Source organism: Streptomyces sp. NPDC055400 (genome assembly GCF_053644375.1).
Window position 1 is genome coordinate 112211 of the sequence record NZ_JBSHLM010000004.1, and the last position, 22134, is coordinate 134344.

At 68.3% G+C, this 22134-nt stretch carries 15 protein-coding genes; 10 read left to right on the forward strand and 5 right to left on the reverse strand.

Translation table 11 applies throughout. From position 1 onward, the window contains the following. Positions 1-291: 291 nt before the first annotated feature. From ACWIGU_RS11765 to mycP (ACWIGU_RS11795), 7 genes are all read left to right on the forward strand, one after another. The gene (locus tag ACWIGU_RS11765; protein ID WP_454399817.1) at positions 292-1176 is read left to right on the forward strand and encodes an FAD binding domain-containing protein; all 885 of its coding nucleotides are present in this window, start codon (positions 292-294) and stop codon (positions 1174-1176) included. Further along, entirely contained in the window at positions 1173-2753 is a 1581-nt protein-coding gene (locus ACWIGU_RS11770; protein ID WP_454399819.1) for a 2Fe-2S iron-sulfur cluster-binding protein, read from the forward strand. Before ACWIGU_RS11765 ends, ACWIGU_RS11770 begins: the two co-directional genes overlap by 4 nt. Next, positions 2750-5080 carry a xanthine dehydrogenase family protein molybdopterin-binding subunit gene (locus ACWIGU_RS11775; RefSeq protein WP_454399821.1) on the forward strand — a complete coding sequence of 777 codons (2331 nt, stop codon included), beginning with the start codon at positions 2750-2752 and terminating at the stop codon, positions 5078-5080. Before ACWIGU_RS11770 ends, ACWIGU_RS11775 begins: the two co-directional genes overlap by 4 nt. Positions 5081-5343: 263 nt before the next feature. After that, a complete protein-coding gene (locus tag ACWIGU_RS11780; RefSeq protein WP_454399823.1) occupies positions 5344-5961 on the forward strand; it encodes a hypothetical protein in 618 nt (205 codons plus the stop codon). Next, positions 5961-7583 carry a translation initiation factor IF-2 gene (locus ACWIGU_RS11785; RefSeq protein ID WP_454399825.1) on the forward strand — a complete coding sequence of 541 codons (1623 nt, stop codon included), beginning with the start codon at positions 5961-5963 and terminating at the stop codon, positions 7581-7583. The genes ACWIGU_RS11780 and ACWIGU_RS11785 overlap by 1 nt, the downstream gene beginning before the upstream one ends. Before the next feature lie 4 nt (positions 7584-7587). After that, the gene (gene mycP / locus ACWIGU_RS11790; protein WP_454399827.1) at positions 7588-8967 is read left to right on the forward strand and encodes a type VII secretion-associated serine protease mycosin; all 1380 of its coding nucleotides are present in this window, start codon (positions 7588-7590) and stop codon (positions 8965-8967) included. An 80-nt stretch (positions 8968-9047) separates the two neighbouring features. Beyond that, positions 9048-10346, forward strand: coding sequence for a type VII secretion-associated serine protease mycosin (gene mycP / locus ACWIGU_RS11795; protein WP_454399829.1), 1299 nt, complete (start codon positions 9048-9050; stop codon positions 10344-10346). On the opposite strand, the gene ACWIGU_RS11800 is transcribed toward mycP (ACWIGU_RS11795), so the two are convergent. From ACWIGU_RS11800 to ACWIGU_RS11815, 4 genes are all read right to left on the reverse strand, one after another. Next, a complete protein-coding gene (locus ACWIGU_RS11800) occupies positions 10324-12402 on the reverse strand; it encodes a protein kinase domain-containing protein (RefSeq protein WP_454399831.1) in 2079 nt (692 codons plus the stop codon). The two genes, mycP (ACWIGU_RS11795) and ACWIGU_RS11800, sit on opposite strands and share 23 nt — an antisense overlap. A 45-nt stretch (positions 12403-12447) precedes the next feature. Beyond that, positions 12448-14682: a protein kinase domain-containing protein gene (locus tag ACWIGU_RS11805; RefSeq protein ID WP_454399833.1), complete on the reverse strand. Its 2235-nt coding sequence runs from the start codon at positions 14680-14682 to the stop codon at positions 12448-12450. Between the two features lie 9 nt (positions 14683-14691). Next, complete coding sequence (locus ACWIGU_RS11810) at positions 14692-15630, reverse strand: serine/threonine protein kinase (RefSeq protein WP_454399835.1); 939 nt, start codon at positions 15628-15630, stop codon at positions 14692-14694. 294 nt (positions 15631-15924) lie between these two features. Next, positions 15925-16194: a hypothetical protein gene (locus ACWIGU_RS11815; RefSeq protein WP_454399837.1), complete on the reverse strand. Its 270-nt coding sequence runs from the start codon at positions 16192-16194 to the stop codon at positions 15925-15927. A gap of 210 nt (positions 16195-16404) precedes the next feature. On the opposite strand from ACWIGU_RS11815, the gene ACWIGU_RS11820 reads away from it, so the two are divergent. From ACWIGU_RS11820 to ACWIGU_RS11830, 3 genes are read left to right on the forward strand one after another with little or no spacing between them, the layout of a single operon-like run. After that, the gene (locus tag ACWIGU_RS11820; RefSeq protein WP_454399839.1) at positions 16405-16854 is read left to right on the forward strand and encodes a hypothetical protein; all 450 of its coding nucleotides are present in this window, start codon (positions 16405-16407) and stop codon (positions 16852-16854) included. Between the two features lie 11 nt (positions 16855-16865). Then, positions 16866-19136: a DUF6571 family protein gene (locus tag ACWIGU_RS11825; protein ID WP_454399841.1), complete on the forward strand. Its 2271-nt coding sequence runs from the start codon at positions 16866-16868 to the stop codon at positions 19134-19136. Positions 19137-19138: 2 nt separating this feature from the next. Continuing rightward, the gene (locus ACWIGU_RS11830; RefSeq protein ID WP_454399842.1) at positions 19139-19789 is read left to right on the forward strand and encodes a hypothetical protein; all 651 of its coding nucleotides are present in this window, start codon (positions 19139-19141) and stop codon (positions 19787-19789) included. Between the two features lie 552 nt (positions 19790-20341). Here the strand turns inward: ACWIGU_RS11830 and ACWIGU_RS11835 are convergent. Continuing rightward, positions 20342-20917 (reverse strand): Uma2 family endonuclease, encoded by a 576-nt coding sequence (locus ACWIGU_RS11835; RefSeq protein ID WP_454399844.1) that lies wholly within the window; start codon positions 20915-20917, stop codon positions 20342-20344. Positions 20918-22134: the final 1217 nt, after the last annotated feature.

Sequence of the window (22134 nt, forward strand, 5' to 3'; positions counted from 1 at the left end):
GCTCCGGCCCTGGGACCGTGGGACCGCACGAAAAAGCCTTACAAAAATCACCGAAGAGTGGCAATGGGCGCCGACCGGTGACCAGGGGCGAAAACGACCCATCTCCCTGGTCCCCGGGGCGAAAGCCTCCTAGCGGACCCCCTCGCCGGGCCCCCGGGAAGATGTGCCAGAGTTGCCACGTCCGGCCTGTCAGCACGTACCGTACGGCGGAACAGGCGTAACGGCGCGAACGACGGTTCACCAGCCGAAGCCGCCGGGCGAAGTGCCGGACATCGGGAAGGGGCAGCCGGTTTGACCACGCACGCAACGCAGGCCGTGACGCTCCCGGGCTCGCTGGACGAGGCCGTGGCAGCACTCTCCGCCATGCCCGCCGCGGTCCCGGTCGCGGGCGGCACCGATCTGATGGCCTCGGTCAACGCCGGACTGCTGCGCCCCGCCGCCCTCGTCGGCCTCGGCCGCATCAGCGAGATCCGCGGCTGGCAGTACCAGGACGGTCACGCCCTGCTCGGCGCCGGCCTCACCCACGCCCGCATCGGACGCCCCGACTTTGCCGCCCTGATCCCCGCCCTCGCGGCCGCGGCCCGCGCCGCCGGACCGCCCCAGATCCGTAACGCGGGCACCCTCGGCGGCAACATCGCCTCCGCCGCCGCGACCGGCGACACCCTGCCGGTCCTGGCCGCCCTCGAAGCGACCCTCATCATCGCGGGCCCCGGCGGCGCGCGGCGCGAGGTCCCCGTCTCCCACCTGCTCGCGGGCATGGAGATGCTCAGCCCCGGCGAGCTCATCGGCTTCGTACGCGTGCCGCTCCTGCACGCCCCGCAGACCTTCCTCAAGGCCACCGGCCGCACCGGCCCCGGCCGCGCCCTCGCGTCCGTCGCGCTCGTCCTCGACCCCGCGAGGCGCGGCGTACGGTGCGCGGTCGGCGCCGTCGCGCCCATGCCGCTGCGGCCCCTGGAGGCCGAGCAGTGGGTGGCCTCGCTCATCGACTGGGACGGCGAGCGGATGCTCGTGCCCGAGGCGCTGACCGCGTTCGGCGAGTACGTCGCCGCGGCCTGCATCCCCGACGCCGCCCCGGCGCCGGACGGCACCCAGGAACAGCTGCCGCCCGCCGTACTGCACCTGCGGCGCACGGTCGCCGCGCTGGCCCGACGTGCACTTGGGAGGGCGCTGTCGTGACTGACGAGCACAACCACGGTGGCCACCAGGGCGGCGGCTGGGAGCCGCTGCCCCAGGGCGACTACGACGCGGACGCCACCGCCTTCGTGCAGCTCCCCGAGGGCGGCCTCCCCGACGTGCCGCTGGCCGCGCCGGGACACGGCTACGTGCCGCCGCAGATCACCATCGCGCCCGGCGGCCCCGCGGCCACGGACCCGGCGGCGACGGGCGTGTGGGTGCTGCCGCCCGACCTGACGGGCGCGCAGGCGGCGCCCACGGGGGCGGCTACGGGTGAGGTGCACTGGCCCGAACCTGCCGAACACGCGGAACACGCGGAACGCATCGAGCCGGCGGCTCCGGAGGCGATGCCTTCGTACGGCCACGGGGCCGGGGCGACCGGGCAGTGGAACTTCTCGGACGTCGAGCAGCCGCCCGCCCACGAGCATCCGGTGGCCGAACCTGCGAGGCAGGCCGAACCGGCGGGGCAGGCCGGGCAGACCGGGCAGTGGTCGATCCCGGTGATCGCCGAGGGGGATCTTCCGGACGAGTCGGGCGAGTTCACCACGTCGTCCCTCGCCGCGCAGTGGGGCCGGACGCCTCCGGCGACGCTGCCGGGGGGCGCGGTCGCGCCCTGGGCGGCGGAGGAATGGGCGCGGGAGCCGGCGGGGGAGCCTGAGCCCGAGTTCGCGCCGGAGCCGGAGCCGGCACAGGGGAACGCAGACGACGTACGCGACGTACACGGCGAAACCGAGCCGGTCGGGACCGTGGCCGACGAGGCGCACGCGTTCGCGGACGTGGCTGCCGAGCCGGCGGAGGGGCCGGTGCGGATGCCGGCCGCCGAGGCTTCCGAGCTCCGTGAGGTCCAGGAGGCTCCTGAGGCCGACGAGGGTCCCGAGACCCCTGAGGCCGCCGAAGCCCCTGCCCCCGAGGACGCCACCCCCGACGAGCCCGACCCCGACGCCGTGGTCGCCCCTCTCCACGACGACCACCCCCTCGCCTCCTACGTCCTGCGGGTCAACGGCACCGACCGCCCCGTCACCGGCGCCTGGATCGGCGAGTCCCTGCTCTACGTCCTGCGCGAACGCCTCGGCCTCGCCGGGGCCAAGGACGGCTGCTCGCAGGGCGAGTGCGGCGCCTGCAACGTGCAGGTCGACGGCCGCCTCGTAGCCTCCTGCCTCGTGCCCGGCGCCACCGCGGCCGGCAGCGAAGTACGCACCGTGGAGGGCCTGGCCGCCGACGGACAGCCCTCCGACGTGCAGCGCGCCCTCGCCGGCGGCTGCGCCGTCCAGTGCGGGTTCTGCGTGCCCGGCATGGCGATGACGGTGCACGACCTCCTTGAGGGCAACCCGGCCCCCACCGAGCTGGAGACCCGGCAGGCGCTGTGCGGCAACCTGTGCCGCTGTTCCGGCTACCGCGGGATCCTGGACGCCGTACAGCAGGTCGTCACGGAACGCGAGGCGACGGCGACGGCCGCGGCCGCCGAGACGGACTCGACGGGCCCGGCCGCCTTTGCGGGTGACGCCGGGGGCGCAGCCCGTATCCCGCACCAGGCGGGACCCAGCGCGACCGAAGGTATTCAGGACGGAGGCCTGGCGTGAGTGACGAAGCAGCAGCCACCGCGCCCGCGGCCCCCGTGGCCGAGCCGCTGCCGCACGGCCTCGGGGCCTCCCTGGCGGCCGCCGAGGCGCGCGCCAAGACGGAGGGCACCTTCCCGTACGCGGCCGACCTGTGGGCCGAGGGCCTGCTGTGGGCGGCCGTCCTGCGCTCCCCGCACCCGCACGCGCGGATCCTCTCCATCGACACGACCCACGCGCGGGAGATGCCCGGTGTACGGGCGGTCATCACGCACGAGGACGTCCCCGGAGCGCCCCTGCCCGGCCACCGCGCCGCGGACCGCCCGGTGTTCGCCTCCGACGTCGTACGCCATCACGGCGAGGCCATCGCCGCCGTCGCCGCCGACCACCCGGACACCGCGCGCATGGCGGCCGCGGCCGTCATCGTCGAGTACGAGCTGCTCGAACCGGTCACCGACCCCGAGCAGTCCTTCGCCGCCGAGCCCCTGCACCCCGACGGCAACCTCATCCGCCACATCCCCCTGCGCCACGGCGACCAGGACGCGGTCGGCGAAATCGTTGTCGAGGGCCAGTACCGCATCGGCCGCCAGGACCCGGCCCCCATCGGCGCCGAGGCCGGCCTCGCCGTCCCGCGGCCCGACGGGGGAGTGGAGCTCTACATCGCCTCCACCGACCCGCACGGCGACCGCGACCTCGCCGCCGCCCGCTACGGCCTCGAACCCGAGCGCGTGAAGGTCGTCGTCACGGGCGTGCCCGGCGCGACCGGCGACCGCGAGGACCAGAGCTTCCAACTCCCGCTCGGACTACTCGCGTTGAGGACCGGCTGCCCGGTCAAACTCACCGCTACGCGCGAGGAGTCCTTCCTCGGCCACACCCACCGCCACCCCACCCTCCTGCGCTACCGCCACCACGCGGACGCCGAGGGCAAGCTGGTCAAGGTCGAGGCGCAGATCCTCCTCGACGCGGGCGCGTACGCCGACACGTCCTCGGAGGCGCTCGCCGCCGCGGTCTCCTTCGCCTGCGGCCCGTACGTCGTCCCGCACGCCTTCATCGAGGGCTGGGCGGTACGTACGAACAACCCGCCGTCCGGCCACGTACGCGGAGAGGGTGCCCTCCAGGTCTGCGCCGCGTACGAGGCGCAGATGGACAAGCTGGCGAAGAAGCTCGGCATCGACCCGGCGGAGCTGCGCCTGCGCAACGCCATGGCTACGGGCGACGTGCTCCCGACCGGACAGACGGTGACGTGCCCGGCGCCGGTCGCCGAACTCCTTGGCGCGGTGCGGGACTTCCCGCTCCCGGAGCTCCCCAGGGACACCCCCGAGGACCAGTGGCTGCTGCCCGGCGGCCCCGAGGGCGCGGGCGAGCCGGGTGCGGTGCGCCGCGGCGTCGGCTACGGCATCGGGATGGTGCACATGCTCGGCGCGGAAGGCACCGACGAGGTGTCGACGGCGACGGTGAAGGTCCACGACGGCGTGGCGACGGTCATCTGCGCGGCGGTCGAAACCGGCCAGGGCTTCACGACCCTGGCCCGCCAGATCGTCCAGGACACCCTCGGCATCGACGAGGTCCAGGTCGCCCCCGTCGACACGGACCAGCCGCCGGCGGGCCCGGGTTGCCGGGGCCGCCACACGTGGGTCTCCGGCGGAGCGGTGGAACGGGCGGCGAAAATGGTCCGCACCCAACTCCTCCAGCCCCTCGCCCACAAGTTCGGCATGTCCACGGAGCTGCTCCAGATCGCCGACGGCAAGATCACGTCGTACGACGGAGTCCTCTCGACGACGGTCACCGAGGCCATGGACGGCAAGGAACTGTGGGCCACGGCCCAGTGCCGCCCGCACCCCACCGAACCCCTCGACGCCGACGGCCAGGGCGACGCCTTCGTGGGCCTCGCGTTCTGCGCGATCCGCGCGGTGGTCGACGTGGACATCGAACTCGGTTCGGTACGGGTGGTGGAGCTCGCGGTAGCCCAGGACGTGGGCCGGGTCCTCAACCCCGCCCAGCTGGCGGCCCGTATCGAAGCGGGCGTCACGCAGGGCGTGGGCGCGGCCCTCACGGAGAACCTCCGCACCCCCAGGGGCCTGGTCCGCCACCCCGACTTCACGGGCTACGCACTCCCGACGTCCCTGGACGCCCCCGACATCCGCATCGTGAAACTGGTCGAGGAACGGGACGTAGTGGCCCCCTTCGGAGCGAAGGCGGCCAGCGCGGTCCCGGTGGTCGCGTCCCCGGCGGCGGTGGCCTCAGCGGTCCGCGCGGCCACGGGCCGCCCGGTGAACCGTCTGCCGATCCGGCCGCAGGCGGCGGTGGTGACGAAGGCGTCCGCTCCGGCGATGGCGTCGTCAACGGAGTGAATCTCCAAGCCCCCATTGCCCGTTGCAACTTGTGACGTGACGTGTCGTTGTGTGACGCGATGTCGATGGACTCTGCAACGGGCGGCGTGTGAACTGACAGTGCGTTTGGCTAGAGTTGTTGTCGAGACTTCGTAGACGAGGGCGCCGGCCGATGACCTTCGGCGGACGACACGACGGGACGAGCGGTCTGAACGACGCCGGCCGCCGCCGCTCGACGAGCGGTCTGTACGGGACACGGGGACGCGGGGAACGGGGAGGACGCGATGGCAGAGGCAGCGGACAAGGGCGGCGGCAGCGAGTCGCCGTGGGCCTTCTTCGGCGTACTCGGAGCGGTGGGGGCTGCGCAGGCGGCGGTGGGTGACATCGTCACCGAGCTGGAGTCGTTCACCAAGTTCCAGCAGCGGGTTGATCAGCTCATCAAGGACCTCAGCGGGTCGGACGCGGGACCGAAGAAGATCGGCCAGGAACCGCTCAGCCGCCATCAGTTCGGGGGCGGCGCGGGCGGTTGGGGCGACGCCGCCGGTCTGTTCACGTCGTACCAGACAGTACTCACGCAGCTGGAGAACCTGTCGAAGGTCCTGTCCGACTCCATCGAGGGCATGGGGATCGCGGTGCTCGCTTCCCACAAGGGCTACTCGAACATCGACACCGACATCCGCGACCGGATGGCAGCGATCGCGGCGGAGACGAAGGACCACTACGGGGGCGATTACGACCCGGAGAAGTCCAAGCTGTGGCATCAGGGGGAGGGGCCGAAAATGGATGACATCGGCAAGGAAGATGCCGAGGGCACCAAGAGCAAGCCGGATGAGCCCGCTTCTTCGTCGTCGCCGAAGCCCGAGGCGACCCCCAGTGCCGGTAACAAGCATGGAGCGGCCTGATGGCACGAGACCCGTTCGACGGCATGAGCCACGAAGCGATGCTCGACTGGCTCGATCAAGCGAACTCAGGATCGGTGCAGGCCGCTGCTGAAAAGCTCAAGGCAGCGGCCAAAGAGATCCACTCGATCGCTGAGGACCTGAAGGTTCGCCCCCAGTGGGTGAAGTGGAAGGGTGAGGGCGCGGAGGCATTTCGCACCTGGTCGGGAGATTTGGCCAATGCGACCTTGGCGCTGGGCGATTTCAGCCAGGATTCAGCGAAATGGCTGACTCGCGCATCGGAAGCGATCGGTACCGCGCAGGCCTCCATCCCGCGTGACAAGGCGAGCGCCAAGGCGAACCTGGACGCCGCAACCGCTGCTCACAACGACCCGGACGCCGCAGCCGTCGCGCGCAAGTCGTCGAGCGAACTGCAGGCGATCGCGGCGGACAAGGAGAAGGTGCGGCAGGAAGCCGCCGGCGAGATGCGGAAGCTGGGGCAAGCGTATTCGCTGTCCTCTACGCAGATGGATGCCTTGCCGAGGCCGAAGTTCCCGCCGCCGCCTATGGCGTTTGTGCCGGAGGTTAGCCAGCGTGACAGTACGGAGGGGTACGGAGGAGCGGCCCGTCGGACGGCCCCTGTAACCGGAACTGTGGTGCCAGACGCGGTAGTTAGGCCGGGCGTGACCCCGGTGCGCCGAGGCTCTGTCACGCCAGAGCAGCCCACCCCGGTCATCGACGAGCGTCCAACGCATATGGGCATCGACTCGGTCGGTACGCTCCCCGACGTCAAACCGCCGGTGACGCCTCCGGGCCCGGCGCAGCCCGGACCGAGCGTGATGGGGCCCAACGTCACCCCGCCGCTGGTCACTGGTCCCGTCATTCCTGTCTCGCCCGCGTACGGAAGCAACCGAGGCCAAGGCCCCCTCACCGGGCGTGGCACCGGACCTACGGCGCGTGGGATCTCGCCGAACGCCAAGGGAACTGTGCGACCCGGAGGCATGCCTTCGGAGAACGCCTTGGGTCGCCCATCGACGCCTGGCGCGCGTGGTCCGATGATGCCGGGCCAGAACGCCACCTCCACGGGACGGACCGGCACTCCGAGCGGCCGCTTGCCGACCAATAACGGTGTGATGGGAGGCCGACCCCAACCAGTAACGGGTCAGCCTGCGAAGGGAATTCCCCGCGGCAACGTGATTGGGACTGAGGGCGTAGCCAACAGCCGGAACGCCACAGGGCAGGGTCCGACGGGTGCCAAGCCGACCACCATCGGCGCGAGCGGGAACCCCCAGGGGACTGCTGCGGGCCGCAGGGTGGCTGGAGCGACTGGCGAGAACGGCGGCATCGTGGGCGGTCGTCCACAGCAGCCAGGCCGTGCGAACAGTCGTGCTTTCAGTTCGGGTGGCTCAGGCCTGGTACGCGGCCAGGGGCCTGCTGCCGGCGCTGCACCAGAGGAATCGCACCGTACGGGCCAGGCAGGACACGGCGGAGCTACGCCTCAGGGCGCTCGCCCCGACGGAGGGCGCAGCCAAGCACAGGGTTCGCGGCCCGACTACCTCGTTGAGGACGAGGGAACCTGGCAGCCGGACACCCGGCGTAATGCGCCGCCGGTCGTTGACGGCACATCAGAGAACACCGAGAGGTAGTTGCATGCCCACCAGCACGAGTCGGTACGCTCGCCGAGCTGTTTCTTCCGCAGCCCTCGGTCTGCTGTTGGTGGGCGCTGCAGCCACACCTGCCCTGGCGAAAACGCCACGCGACGATCAGTGGTACCTCACCGTCATGAAGGCGGAGAGCATGTGGCGCACCAGCAAGGGTTCGGGCGTCACCGTCGCGGTTATTGACTCGGGCGTCGACCCGCAAAACGCCGATCTTCGCGGGCGGGTGCTGGACGGCCTGGATCTCGCGCCGACGGAGCCAGGTGACGAGCACAACGACTATGCCGGTCACGGCACAGGAATGGCCGGGCTGATTGCCGGAACCGGGGCGCGTGATGGCGGGCAGGGTTCGTTCGGTCTCGCCCCGGACGCCAAGATCCTTCCGATCCGGATCCCGGACGGGGGCAAGCTGGGGAACCAGTACCAATCGGCTGGGCAGTTCAACGAGCTCGCGCCCAAGGCGATCCGATACGCGGTGGATCATGGCGCCAAGGTCATCAACATCTCCCAGGGCGTCCTGTCAGGGTCGGACCAGCTCACGGGGGCCGTGGACTACGCGTTGAAGAAGGGTTCGCTGATTTTCGCGTCCTCCGGTAATAGCGGTAAGGACGGAAACACAGTGGAGTATCCCGCTGCCGCTCCAGGGGTGGTAGGGGTAAGTGCCGTCGGTAAGGACCTCGGCGTGACGGCCGAATCCACCCATGGTCCGCAGGTGGACATCTCAGCTCCAGGCGACGAAATGGTCCACGCTTGTGGGACCAAGGCAAGCGCGACCGGTCTCTGCAAGAGCCACGGCACAAGTGACGCCACTGCTGTCGCCTCCGCCAGCGCCGCCCTGATCTGGTCCAAGCACCCGAACTGGACCAACAACCAGGTTCTCCGGGTCATGCTCAACACTGCTGGCGGACCCACCAACGGTGCGAAGCGCAGCGACTTCATCGGCTACGGAATCGTCCGCCCCCGCATCGCCCTGACGAACCCCGGCAACCCGGGCCCGGCCGACACGTTCCCGCTGCCGGAGTACCCCGTGGCCGCCAAGTCGCCGTCCGCCGAGCCTTCCAAGCCCACTGGCTACCAGGCCCCGGACGACGCCGGCTCCGCCGCGTCCAAGAACGATGACAGCAACACCCCGGTCTGGATCGGCATCGGCGTCGGCGCCGCTGTGGTGATCGGTGCGGGCGTCGCCGTCGGTGTCACCCGCAGCCGCAAGCGGAGCGCAACTCAGCAGCCGCCTGCGTACCCGTACGCGCCCACCCCCGCTCCCGGGCAGCCTCCGTACCAGCCCTACGGCGCTCCGCAGAACCACCCCACGAGCCACGACGCGAACTCGTTGTACGGCGGCGGTCCGCAGGGGCCGGGTCCGTCTGCGTGACGACTACGGATAGGACCGGGTCTACTTGCTCCCGACGTCGACTACGACGTCGTGGCGCGGCCGTCTCAGCCGTTCTTGGTTTGCTGCTGGCAGGTGTGGCAACCGCCCCGGCTCATGCGGATTCCATCCGGTCCCAGCAGTGGTATCTCGATGCCATGCAGGCGAACGGCATGTGGAAGACCAGCACGGGCAAGGGGGTCACGGTCGCCGTCATCGACACGGGGGTGGACCGTAACCACCCAGATCTGCGAGGCAGGATCCTCATAGGCAAGGATCTCGCGCCGGCCAGTCAGTCGGGAGATGAATACACTGACTACGAGGGCCACGGCACCGGCATGGCTGCATTGATCGCTGGGACAAGTGCTTACGGAGGCGGACAGGGCTCTCTCGGCCTGTCGCCGGGCGCAAAGATCCTCCCGATCCGTCTGCCGGACGCCATGGAGGCGTCCAGTGAGGCCGAATCGAGCGCAGAGTTCCTCGACGCGCTGGTCAAGGGAATCCGGTACGCGGCCGACGAAGGCGCGAAGGTCATCAATATTTCTCAGGCGCAGGCGCAGGGCTCGCCTCAGCTTTCGGCAGCTGTCGACTACGCACTGAAGAAGGGCTCGTTGATCTTTGCTGGAACTGGCAACAGTGGGAACAAGGGCAATACGCTCGAATATCCTGCGGCAACACCAGGCGTGGTCGGCGTTGGCGCAATCGGCAAGGACTTGCACCGGACGTCGTGGTCGACCTACGGCAAGCAGGTCGACATCTCTGCCCCAGGCGAAGCCATGGTTCACGCCTGCACGGGCAAGACCGGCTTCTGCAAGACCTACGGCACCAGTGACGCCACAGCCATCGCCTCCGCCAGCGCGGCCCTCATTTGGGCCAAGCACCCCGACTGGACCAACAACCAGGTCCTGCGAGTCATGCTCAACACCATCGGAGGACCCACCGACGGCGCGAAGCGCAACGACGCCATCGGCTACGGCATCGTCCGCCCCCGCATCGCCCTGAAGACCCCGGGCGACCAGGGCCCGGCCGACAAGTACCCCCTCCCGGACTACCCGGCCCCCGAGGTGATCACGTACCCGTCGCCGAAGGCCTCGGGCGCTGCGACGTCGACCGTCGGCAAGGAGAGCGACAGCAACGCCTCGCTGGGCATCGGGATCGGCGTGGGCGCAGCTGTGCTGATCGGCGCGGGCGTCGCCGTTCCGCTGGTTCGACGTCGTCAGCGCCGGGTCACCCAGTCGCCGCCCGCTATGCCACCCTACGTTCCGGGCGGGCCACAGCACCCGGCGTACGCCCCGCCGCCTTCCTCGAACCACTACTACAGCCCGAATTCCCCCTCCAACGGGCAGCAGGGGCCGGAGGTCAGAAGACCGACAGGGCCGTGATCGAGGTGTCGTGCTGCACGAAGACGCGGTTGCCGTCAGCCGCCACGTCTAGGTACTCCGTCTTGGGCAGGTCGTACGCCCAAGCGGCTGTGCCGTCCTCGATCTTCATGGTGCTGATCTGAGCCGAGTCCTCCCTGTACAAGTAGGCCCACAGCCCGCTTCCTTGTCGCAGCACGGGGCTGAAATAGCTCGCCTTGCCCAGCGTCGACCAAGCCACTGAGCCGTCCTTCATGTGGATGCGCCGGGTGTGGTCCCCGTCATTGGCGTAGATCGATTTCCCGTCCACCAAGGGTGGTCCCCAGGCTTTCGCGCCGAGGTGGTACGCGGGATGGGATTCCCACAGCTTCTTCCCGTCCCGCAAGCGGCGAGCCGTCAGGGTCTCGCCGTTGACGTAGAGGATTCCCTTGTGGACGGCCGGGGCGATGCCCAGATCCGTCTTCTGCAGGAAGGACCATACGGGATGGCCGTCGCCTGTGGCCATCGTGACGATGCCGCCGTCGTCTCCCACGAACACCAGTAGTCCGTCACCGATGACCGCGCGGTACTGGACCTTTCCCCGGTACTCGGCGGGGAATTCGGAGGTCCAGCGGATCTTCGCGTCGGACCGGCCGATACTGCGCAGTCGGTCGTTCTTGGTGATCACGTACACCGCGTCGTCGTCCGCGGCGACGAGTGCCTTCGCCTCCGCCGCCCGGCACGTCCACTTGGGCCGACCGGTGGAGGCGACAAAGGTGCGGAGCGTTCCCTGATCGTCCGCCAGCGCGACCAGCTGGTCCGACAGCGAGAGGCAGCGGGCCTTGACCTGCGCCTCGGGTACGGTCCACTTCTTCTTCCCGTTTCTGACGTCGTGCGCGGAGAATCCGCCGCTCAGGGCCGCGAAGACGAGGACGTCCCGTACGGGAAGCAGACCCTGGTGCGGGCCGTCCATCACGTCGGATGCCGTCCACAGGCTTGTGGGAGTGCTGCCCGCTCCGGTGTCGAGCGTGGCCTTGGGCGTGCGTACCGGCGGCGGAATGTAGAAGGGGTCCTTGCTTTGCTGTGCCTCCTCCTTCTTCTGCGCTCCCAGCCACCAGGCGGTGCCTCCTCCCGCTGTCGCGAGGATCGTGCCTCCCGCGGCGACGCCGGTGATCAGCCGCCGCCGGGTCAGGCCCGGTGTCGCCGCGGGCGAGACCTGTCCCGTCAACTGCCGGGCACTGTCCTCGCGTTCCTTGATCGCCTCGGCGAGTGGTCCGCGCCGCCAGATCCGACGGGTCTTTCCGGGCTCCTCGAACGCGGCCGTGATCTGCCCCGGAGCGGGGCGGGCCGCCGCGTCCTTGGCGAGGCATGGACCGATCAGGGTTCTCAACGAGTCTGCGATGCCGTCCAGTTGGGGCTCGCCGTGGACCACCTCGTACTGGACTGCGGCGATGTGCCCGCCGGTGTACGCGGCCCTGCCGGCGGCCGCGTAGACGAGGACCGCGCCGAGGGAGAACACGTCAGCGGCCGGCGAGACGCGCTGCCCGAGGACCTGCTCGGGAGCGCCGTAGCCGGGGGTGACGGGGACCTGGCCGGTCGTGGTGAGGGTGAGACCGTGCTCGGGGCGGGCGATGCCGAAGTCGATGACGCGCGGTCCGTTCGACGTCATGACGATGTTCGGCGGCTTGAGGTCGCGGTGGATGAACCCGGTCGCGTGGATGTCGGCGAGGGTGCGGGCCAGCGAGGCCGCGAGGGCCCGTACGGAGTCTTCGTCGAGCGGACCGTAGGCGTCCACGGCCTGGTCGAGGGTGGGCCCGGCAAGGAACTCGGTGGCGATCCACGGGCGTCCGCCCTCGGTCTGAGCCCCGAGTACGGCGGCGATACCCGGACTCCGTACGGCTTGCGCTGCCTGTGCCTCGCGGACGAAACGCTGTGCCAGATGTGTGTCATGGGCGAGTTCGGGGCGTAGCACCTTGACAGCCGCCGGGGTCCCGGCGGCGTCCTGGCCGACGTAGACCTTGCCCATTCCTCCCTCGCCCAGGACGCCGAGCAGACGGTACGGGCCGAGGCGGAGGGGGGCGCCGGTGCCGAGGGGTTTCATGGGAGTTGGCTTTCTGGGGCGGAGGAGGGGGCTTGTGCGCGCGGGTCACGCAAGGGGGTACGCGGCCACATATTTGGCGTCGACCGCGATGATGACGTCGTTCTGCTCATCACCGAAGAATCTTTCGCCGGACGTGACGTAGGTCCGTGCGGCGGTGTGCGAGGAGAGGCTGACGGCTCTGAGCGTCACGCCGTTCCGGTAGTAGGCGTACCGGCGGCCGACGACGGGACGGCAGGTCGTGAAGGCATTGCCCGCGACGCTGCTCTTCTCCGCCCATCGCTGCTTTCCGCTGCGTGGGTCCACGGCGACCAGGCCGGCCCCTTCCACCACCGCGTACAGGACACCGGATGTGAGGGCCGGGGGTCCGTACGTCTCGCCGTATCCGTGGGCCGGCTTGGAAGACCAGACCTGCCGGCCGTCGCTCAGGCGCAGGGCCCGCAGCTGCCCGGCGCCCAGGTAGATGTGCGAGTCGTCCGCCGCGATGCCTTCGCGTACGGTCTCGGGGTCCACGACGGGATAGGGCTTGTCCCAACTCACCGCACCGGTCAGGGCGTTTCGCACGACGACGCGTACGGAACCCTCCTCGCGCTCCTGGAACGTCACCAGGCGGTTGCCGATGACCCGCGCGGCGAGGAAGTGCAGTCGCATGCTGTTGTCGGGCCGCGAGGGCAGCGGCTGCGTCCACAGGGTCCTGCCGGTGCGGACGTTCACGGCACGCAGGGTCCACTTCTGGCTCGCGAGGAACTCTCCCGTGCCGTTGGGCGGGTCCGTGCCGTCCCCGACAGCCAGGTAGAGGACCTGGTCAGAGACGCACAGGAGCTGGTTGCCGCTGAGCCTGCCGTTGCTGTCGGAGAGGCGGGCGACAGTGGCGAGGGTCTGGCCGCTGTCGCTGCTCACGCTGTGAACCTCGAGTGGGGGACGCTTCTGGTTCGAGTCCGGGTCGCGCACCTCGATGCGGTAGACCTTGTCGCCGGCAACGGCGTACTGCCAACTCCCGGCTCCGCTGATGGCGCTCCAGATCGCGGCCCCGATGGTCGGGGCCAGCCCGGCGAGGCCTCCGCGGTCCATGAGGACGGTGCCCTGAACGGGATGAGGGACGAGCGGGCCGAGCTCGTGCCGGCGGTCGCGGTCCGAAAGCTTCCACAAGGGGGCGAGCCCCGTCGTCCGCTTGGTGCTCGCACCGTCGTCGGCCTGCCGGCCGTGAGGCCCGGGATCGGATCCCGCCCCGGACTGGGCGTGCCAGTACCAGAACCCTCCTGCTGCCGCGGTGACGCCTGCTGCGACACCACCGCCGAGGGTCAGGAGCCGACGCCGGGAGAGGGAGTGTCCGGCGGTCGTCTGCGCAGGCGCTGGAGCTGGCGGGGAAGGGCCCTCGGCAGGCGCGGCCATCAGCTGCTCCGCCACACCCCACACTTCGCTCGCCCGACGCCCGATCTCCGCGAGGACCGTATCCGGGAGGTGGTCGGCGAATTCGCCTCTGCCGTCGTGGAGTTGGGCCGCGATCTCAGTGGTGGTGGGGCGGAGCGCCGGGTCCTTGGCGAGGCAGCGGGTCAGGAGGGGGAGGAGGGACGGGGGTACGGCGCCGAGGTCGGGTTCCCCGTACCGCACCCGGTACAGCAAGTCCGCCGGCTGGCCCTGTCCGAACGGGCCGTGGCCGGTCGCCGCGTAGACCAGGACGCCCGCAAGTGCGAACACGTCGCCTGCCGCGTCGTGTTCCTGTCCGGTCGCCTGCTCGGGGGACATGAAGGCGGGCGTGCCGACGGCGGCGCCGGTCCGCGTGAGCCGGGCGTCCCCGATCGCCCGGGCGATACCGAAGTCGATGACCTTAGGCCCGTACGCGGTGACCATGATGTTGGACGGCTTGAGATCGCGATGGACGACGTCGGAGCGGTGCAGCTGCCCGAGGGCGTTGGCGAGCGCGGCCCCCAGCGCCCGAACCGACGCCTCCGGCAGGGGGCCGTTCCACTGGACGGCTTCGTCGAGCGGTGGCCCGAGCACGTACTCGGTGGCGAGCCACGGCGTCTCGGCGTGCGGATCGGCGTCCACGACCTGAGCCCCGTACCGGCCGCCGATGACGCGCGCGGCATCGACCTCGAGACGGAAGCGGGTACGGGAATCCGGATCGGCGGCGATGCGCGCGTGCATGGTCTTGAGCGCGACGGTACGGCCGCGGGCCGTGCGCCCGAGATAGACGGTGCCCATGCCGCCGCTGCCGAGGCGGGCCAGGAGCCGGTAGGCGCCGAGGGCGACGGGGTCGTCGTGCGTGAGTGGGGAGGGCATTGGTCGCTGTCAGTCCTGAGGGCGGTAGGTCGGGGCGAGCGAGTGGGGCTCCGAGGCGAGCAGCGCCGCCGATTGATGGGCGATGGCGGCGATGACGCGGGCCGGCAGCCAGCCGGGCCTCAGGAGGGCGGTGGCGCGTGACCCGGTCTGCGTGGCGACGGGCGATGTGGAGGCCGGGGTGAACACCTCCTGCAATTCGGCGAGTTGAGGCCGCTCGCCCGGGTCGCGTGCAAGGCACCGTCCGGTGACCGCCCGCAGCGCGGGCGGCAGCTCGTCCCGTTCCGGGGCTGTGGTGCCGGTTGCGGCGTACGCGAGGGACGCCCCGAGCGCGTATACGTCGCCCATGGGTCGTGGCCGCCCGCCCGTGGCCTGTTCCGGCGGCAGGCTTCCCGGATCGAGCCCGGGGAGACCGGAACGCGCGGTGCCGTCGGGAGCGGCAGCCCGTACGGCTCCGAAGCAGGTCAGGCGTGGGCCGTCGGCAGCGAGCAGAACGGCGGCGGGGGAGACGCCCGCGTACGTCAGGTTCTGGCCGTGCGCGATGGCGAGGGTCTCGGCGAGAGCGGCACCGACGGCGCGGACGGTCCGCTCGGGGAGCGGGCCGCCGTGCACGGCCAGCGCGGTGGGCAGCGGCAGCGCGGGCACATAGGGGCGGGCGTGCCATGGGGATTCGCCGGGCGGGGCCACCTCCGTGGCGGGCGAGACCCATGGACCCAGCAGGTAACGGGAGGCGTCGGCCTCGACCATGAAGCGTTGGGAGTCGGCGCCGGCGAGCGGAATGCTGAGTAGAACCGTCCGGTCACCGTCGGCGCTACGGGCGATGTAGCGGGTCTCTGGGACGGGTACGGGGGTGGGGCGTTGGGAGGAGGGGGCGTCGAGGCGGGTGATGACGGTGTAGGGACCTGTACGTCGAAGGGCCTGACCGCCGCTCCTCACCCCAACCTCTGGCATGCGCATATGTAACTACCCCCGTCCGTTTCAACTGCTCGGCGAGACTACTAGAGGGGCGGAAGGGGACTGAGCGGGCAGCTCATGGGGCGGTTGGGCTGCGGTGTACGGAACGATCGCACCGGCACCGCGAACCCTCCTCGGTAGGCCGAGAGACCGAAGGCGCCCCGGCTCACCCGACGGCAGGCGCACCATCCGGCAGGTTCTCCGCGTCGGCGCACTGCCGGATGTCCTGGGCGGCGTGCCGGACAGTGTCGGCGGCGAGCGCCGCCGCGCTGGCGCAAACGGCGCGGCCCTTTATGTCTGTTCCGCCGCTGCCCATGCCGACCTGACTGACAGAAGCTCGACGCCGCCCGAACGCACTGGGCAGTTGACGAAAACGTGGGCGCCGGTGCCGTTCAGATACCCGATCGCGTCCCCGAGCGTCAGCGGCGTATGGCCGGACTTGCGGGCATTGCGCTCGGCGTTGGCGCGGGTGTAGTCGCCACCCTGGAGCAGCCGGTACTCGACTTTGACCTTCGCCCCTCCGCCGGTCAGTAAGCACTGCCCAAGTGCCCAGCCCCGCATGGCGTCCTGACTGTGCCCGGCGAATGGGTCGGCGTGAACGCTGTACCCCAGACAGCCTGGTGCATATGTGTGGGGGAGGGAAAGAATCAACAAAAGCGCGCATAGTATGCGCTCTCTCCCTGGCCCGGCACAGGGACCGTGCCAGTTGCTAACGTGCATGGTGCGAAGGCGTCCATATGAACGACCAACGTACGGGGGAAGGTTCACGTCATGGCGTGGGACGAGTGGGAGCAGCTCAAGGCCAAAGCCGCGGAGAAGGAATCCGCGAAGTTGGAGCTCAACTCTGGTGGCCCGGGAGGCGGCCGGAGTGAGGACGGTGACCTGGTCGTCCACGATGATGAACTGGGCAAGCTTGGCAATATGGCACACGACCTGCGCGAACGGCTGAGGGTCGACGGCGACTACGCCCGCCCCAGCATCTTCGACGCCTCGATCGACCTCTTCAACGATGGCCTCGACATGGGTTCGGGCCTGCTCGAGTTGCACGACGCGTGGAACACTCAGCTGGCCACGCTCAAGGAAGCTTGCGCCCATATCTCGAACCATCTCGACTTCACACGTGCCCAGCACGCGAAGGACGATGTTCACATCCAGATGGGCATGCGCGACGCCACGGGGCACCTTATGACTCCCTCGCGCATTCAGGACTATCTCAAGTGACGGGGACGGGCATGCTGACAGCTGGGCAACTCACCAATTTGCGGCTTGGGACCCTTAAGACGGCGGTCACGGACTGGGAACATATGGTCCGCAAGCTACGGGATCTCGCAACGGGAGAGGGCGGCAGCGCCGACGGCTCGGGCGTCACTGCGGCGCAGCTCAAGTCCCGCACTGAAGCAGCGAATTGGAACGGGGTCAACGCCACTGTCGGTAAAAGCTTCGTGACCAAGACGGCCTCGGAGTTCGACGACGTGGTTACAGAGGCCGAGAGTGTCCTCGCAATTTTGCGTGATGCGCACGCAGCGTTCACGAAGCATAAGGCGGACTTGAAAACCGCCATCGATGATGTGGCGAAGAGCAGCATTTATATCGACGAAAAGGGTGAAGCTCACTCCGCGGTCCCGTCAGGCGCCGCCGCCGGCAATGATGACAAGATCCACAAGCCTACGGATGCCGAACTGGACGCGGCCCAGGCCAGGGTCAAGCGCATCCTCTGGGAGGCGCACGAGGACGACCGCATCGCCGCGCGTGCGCTGCGGGGCTTCGCCAAGCACGGATACGACTTCTCCGATCAGGGCGTGAGTGGCCTGAAGGACGCCGACCGTATGCAGGGCGAGGCGGACGCGAAGTACTGGGCCAAGAAGATCCGTGAGGGGGACGTAAAGGATTGGAGTGACGCGGAGCTGAGGCGTTACAACGACTCGCTCAGGGATCAGCGTGACAATCCTGGCTTCACCGAAACGTTGGCCACCGATCTGGGGGCAAAGGGCACGCTCCAGTTCTGGCGCGACCTTGCTGCCCCGCCTGGTGGTGCAGTAGATGGAGATCGGGCCAAGCTGTTGGCGCATGTCCAGGACAATCTCAGCATGACCCTCGCCAACGCTTCCCACGGCAACAGTCAGGCGATGCAGGACTGGAAGCATGATGTGATCGCTGCCGGAAGCAAGCCCTTCCCCATCCAGGGCCTCCCTATGGGGCCGTATGGCTTCCAGGTCATGAGCAGCTTGATGCGCAAGGGCAAGTTCGATTCCGACTTTATGCATGACTACGGGCAGGGGCTTCTTAAGTTCGAACGCGGATTCCGTGGCGATCCTGACGTCATGTGGCGCGACACCACGAACCTGAATTACCCTCCTACGGGGGCCGCGAACGACCCTGTAGCTGGCTATATGGAGGGAATGAGTCACAACCCAGAGGCCGCGCTCGACTTCTTTGGTGAATCCACCTCTGAGGACGGGAAAAAGGTCAGCAACTGGGATTATCTTGTGGGCCACGGCGACGACGCTCGTAAGTGGCCGATGGGCGATGATGGGAAGCCGACCGGCTTCAAATACCTCGGTCACGCGCTGGAATCGGCAACCTTGGGTTATGACTACGACGACAAGGACCCTCACATCCCGCTCATGAAGACCGAGGAGCAGATCGCGGCGCGCGAAGCGCGTACCGAACTCGTCTCAAGAGTCGTGGGTAACTATAATTCGGCAGAGACCATAGACAAGCAGCCGGGGATACGTGACAGCCTTGCGAACATCGCGGCTGGGCATATCGACAGTATCAACTATTCGGAAGCTGATTTCGGGGGTAGTTCCGGAGATAATGGTCGCAACAGTCGCTTTGGCAATGCCGAGCATCATCTCCAGGACTTTGGTTCGCAGAACGCAACGAACTTCCTTCGGGCTCTAGGAAGCGATGAAGGGTCCTACAACACCGTCTCTGCGGCGCAGCAGGCATACGGGACCAGCCTGATGGTCGCCCAGGGAGACGATGAAGGGGACGTGAAGCGTGTAGCCATGCACAGCATCATGATGCATGGCCTGCTTGACCAAGCGCGTTTCGAGAGCATTGGTAACGAATATGGCGAAGCGAAGGATGCGGCCAATAGAGAGCTGGAGAAACAGGGAGCATGGCGTGATTTCTTCACCGGTGCTGTAGTGGGCACGACTGTGGGTGTCGCCTCAGAAGTGATCATTCCTACTCATGCCGCAGCAGCGATCGCCGTCCCGTTGGCCTTCGAGGTTGTCGGAGGGGCTGCGGAAACTCAGGCGGGGAACGAGACGCTCGATTGGCTCAAGGCGAACGAGTTCGACAACAAGCAGGACGCGCTTGAGAGCATTGATAAGGCCAAGAAAACCGGTCAACATAATGCTATGACGCCACTTCTGAATTATGCGCAAGCGCATGAAAAGAAAGACGATGACGTCTGGGATCTATCGGTAGAAGCCGAAGACGCTTACAACAGAGGTGCGGCCCGCAGCGATACCGATGATGTTCGAGGATTCTAAGCATGAAAAAACCCGTTCACATGCTTTTCCCGATAATGATGGCCCTCGTGGTGACCGCTTGTACTGATGGAGGCAAAGAGGCAGGGTCTCCGAGGAGCGCTTGCGGAGAGGCGCTCGGAACGGCCGGCGTGGCGTGGTTCGAACGGGAAGCGGGTAAGCTCGAAGTTGACGGAGGTGATTCCGGTACGGACCTGAAAGAGGCGCGCTCGGAATATTACAAGCAAATGAATCCGTATGATCCTGATGCCCAGAATTGGGCAGCGGAGATCTGTGATGTCAGACGCTATGTTTCGGGCAGAGAGAAGGTGTTCACCCTCGTGTACGGTCCTTCGTCTGTGCCGTTCAACTCTGATTCCGGCGAAGAGGGCGGGACCATGACGTCTTTGAACTCCGATGTGCAACTTCATCAACGGCAGGACGTCCACGGTAAGGCCGAGTACGGGGTGTATGTCAGGTGCAAGATTTCGGGTACACCGCCTCAGCAGCTAGATGAGACGCCGCTGGCCGGGGTGATGACAGATACCCTCACTGGTGATACGTCAGCCCGAGAGCACATGAAGCACCTCTTGCATTCAACGCAAGTGATGGCGCGGGCCCTGAGGTGTCAGAACAAGCCGGCCATTCCTTCGGAACCGCCCTCCTCGGTCGGGTGACGGCGGAGTTCAGGGCCTCGATGACGCTCAGTAGCGGGCCCCGGGGTCAGACGGTGAATGAACTGAACGGGATTCATTGTCGGCCCCGGTGAGGACGAGGAGAATTCCCATCACGACGGCGGTGACCTTCCAGGGGCAGCCTCCTGCCGGGCGAGTAGTCGTCGTAGCGGGGGCTGCGTCCGTCACGTCCTCATTCTTTGGAGGCTGTCAGTCCTAAGGGGAGAAAGTACCCTTTCCCGGCCTACCCCGTCGCAGCCGCCAAGTCACCGTCCACCGACCCTCCGGGGGCCCCGGAAGGCGACAAGTCCGCCTCACCGGCGTGGTGTCCAGGGATGGCGACAGCAACACCTCTTGTGGATGGGCATGGGCGGCGCCGCACTTATGGCTGCGGCATCGCAGTCCCGGCAGCGCACGCCGCAAACGCCGCAGCACGCAGCCACCCGCGCCGCCCTGTGCAGCGGTCAGCACAATCCGAACGCGCACTACGGTGGTCAGCGCCCCGTGATCCCGCGACGGTCCGTGAGCGCCCGGCGTGAGGAGTGAGCGGGATGGTCAGGGGTAGCGGGGGAGTGTGCCCGTGGGGATTGTCCCGTCGGCGACGGTGACAGTCTCGCCGTAGACGAAGTCCTTGCGGGTTGCGTAGCGCGGGCCCTCAGGTGTGGGGTGGATGTCTGTCATCGCGGCGCCGGTGCCCGTTCGAGGATCGAAGATCACGTAGGCGGGGATGCCCAGGAGCGGGTAGTCCCTCATCTTGCTTACCCAGTCGTTGTCCGGGTTGGAGTGGGAGACCACCTCGATGGCGGCCAGCAGAGTGCGCGGATCGAATGCGCCCTCGCCCTCCATGTCGGCCTCGGCGATCACGATGACATCCGGGCGGCGCAGGATCTGGTGGGGAAAATCCTCCACGTCGGGGGCTCCCGTGTGGGCGACGAGGTCATCCGGCATTGCCTGTTCCAGGCGTCTCCTGATGCGGAGCACAGTCAGCTCGTGGGGACCGTTGGGCCTCGTGGCGTCGTGAATGATCCCCTCCCGCGTGATCTCCAATCTGCCGGGAAGTGTGTCGTCCAGAGTGTGGAGCTGCTCTCGCATCGCCAAGTAGGGCTTCGTATTGCGGTGTTCGTGGGGCATTTGGTTACGCGGCCTCCTGTAGGGAGGGGCGGAATGTGGCGCATTTGCCTGGCTCTGGGGAGCGGAATGCTCGGTCGCAGCCGTCACAGTTCTGGAGGGGGGGCCGGGCGGGGTGAGGGCGGGGCCGTTGGTGCGCGTGGGGGCAGGGGGGCGGGAGTAGCTCCGTCAGGCGGTGGGACAGGAGGGCTGCCGGGCTGCGGAGGAGGTCCTGGGGGAGGCCGGCTGTGAGGGTTCGGCGGATTGCTTCTGGGGTGATGCCTCGGTCCAGCCATGTCGCCACCGCTGGCGCCAGGCGGTGTACGTCGCGGGTTGCGAGCAGGAGCCGGGGGTCGTAGCGGCGTAGGCCTGCGAGGAGTGACACGGCCGGTTCGGAGGGCGTTGAGTGCTCGGAGGTCGCGGCCGGTGGTGTTGAGGCGGTGATTGGCAGATTTGGGCGCGGGGGAGTTGCCGGAGTGTGGGGTTTCCGCGAGGGCTTTGGCGCTGAACTGCCAATCGTCGTCGGTGGGTTGTTGTACGACGTCGTGCGCGTGATCACTCGGCCTGACGGCAGGCGTTCTCGGGTTCGGGTCAGGTAGCCGTGTGCTTCCAGTTCGCGTAACGCCGCTGCGATGCGGACCTCGCCCTCCGGGAAGCGGGCCGCCAGGGTTTTGATCGTGGCGCTTGCCCCGGGTGGGAGCGACTGGATGTGGGCCGCCAGGCCGATTGCCGTGAGGGAGAGTTGGCGGTGTTGGACCAGGTGGTTGCCTACGACCGTGAAGCGGTCCGCGTGGCGGCGGTTGATGTGACGGATGCCGCCCGGGGGAACGTCCGTCGGAACCTGGGGCTGGGCGCGCGGGGGCGCGTTAAGCTGCTGATCAGCCATCGGGAAGGGGCCTAACTTCCTTGGTGGTCAGGCCCTCGCCTTGGGATGCCAGTCCCTGCGGGGGCCGTTCTATGTTCTCGAGGCTCTCGAGTTGTGTTGCTCTGGGTGAGCGTGGGGTGTGAACGGGGCTTTCTGCAAGCTGAGTTGGGTCTGATCACCCTTGTGGGTGAGCGGGCGCGGGTTCGGGTTCTTGGATTGCGTGGTTGGTCTTTGGGGGTGGTTGCTGATGCCTCCATCTCTCTCGTTGTTCTGCTTCTGTGCGTGGGGGCTGACTTTCGTGGGTTGAGGTTCGGGAGGGTGAAGCGATCGCGTCTCGGTTGGAGGCAACCCCAGGGCCGTGGTCGGGCCTCAGCCT

What these genes read in the sequence shown, in the direction of transcription:
- ACWIGU_RS11780 (WP_454399823.1), top strand. Translation starts at nt 5,344, where the DNA reads ATGGCAGAGGCAGCGGACAAGGGCGGCGGCAGCGAGTCGCCGTGGGCC.
- ACWIGU_RS11785 (WP_454399825.1), top strand. Translation starts at nt 5,961, where the DNA reads ATGGCACGAGACCCGTTCGACGGCATGAGCCACGAAGCGATGCTCGAC.
- mycP (WP_454399827.1), top strand. Translation starts at nt 7,588, where the DNA reads ATGCCCACCAGCACGAGTCGGTACGCTCGCCGAGCTGTTTCTTCCGCA.
- ACWIGU_RS11800 (WP_454399831.1), bottom strand. Translation starts at nt 12,402, where the DNA reads ATGAAACCCCTCGGCACCGGCGCCCCCCTCCGCCTCGGCCCGTACCGT.
- ACWIGU_RS11805 (WP_454399833.1), bottom strand. Translation starts at nt 14,682, where the DNA reads ATGCCCTCCCCACTCACGCACGACGACCCCGTCGCCCTCGGCGCCTAC.
- ACWIGU_RS11810 (WP_454399835.1), bottom strand. Translation starts at nt 15,630, where the DNA reads ATGCCAGAGGTTGGGGTGAGGAGCGGCGGTCAGGCCCTTCGACGTACA.
- ACWIGU_RS11815 (WP_454399837.1), bottom strand. Translation starts at nt 16,194, where the DNA reads ATGCGGGGCTGGGCACTTGGGCAGTGCTTACTGACCGGCGGAGGGGCG.
- ACWIGU_RS11820 (WP_454399839.1), top strand. Translation starts at nt 16,405, where the DNA reads ATGGCGTGGGACGAGTGGGAGCAGCTCAAGGCCAAAGCCGCGGAGAAG.
- ACWIGU_RS11825 (WP_454399841.1), top strand. Translation starts at nt 16,866, where the DNA reads ATGCTGACAGCTGGGCAACTCACCAATTTGCGGCTTGGGACCCTTAAG.
- ACWIGU_RS11830 (WP_454399842.1), top strand. Translation starts at nt 19,139, where the DNA reads ATGAAAAAACCCGTTCACATGCTTTTCCCGATAATGATGGCCCTCGTG.
- ACWIGU_RS11835 (WP_454399844.1), bottom strand. Translation starts at nt 20,917, where the DNA reads ATGCCCCACGAACACCGCAATACGAAGCCCTACTTGGCGATGCGAGAG.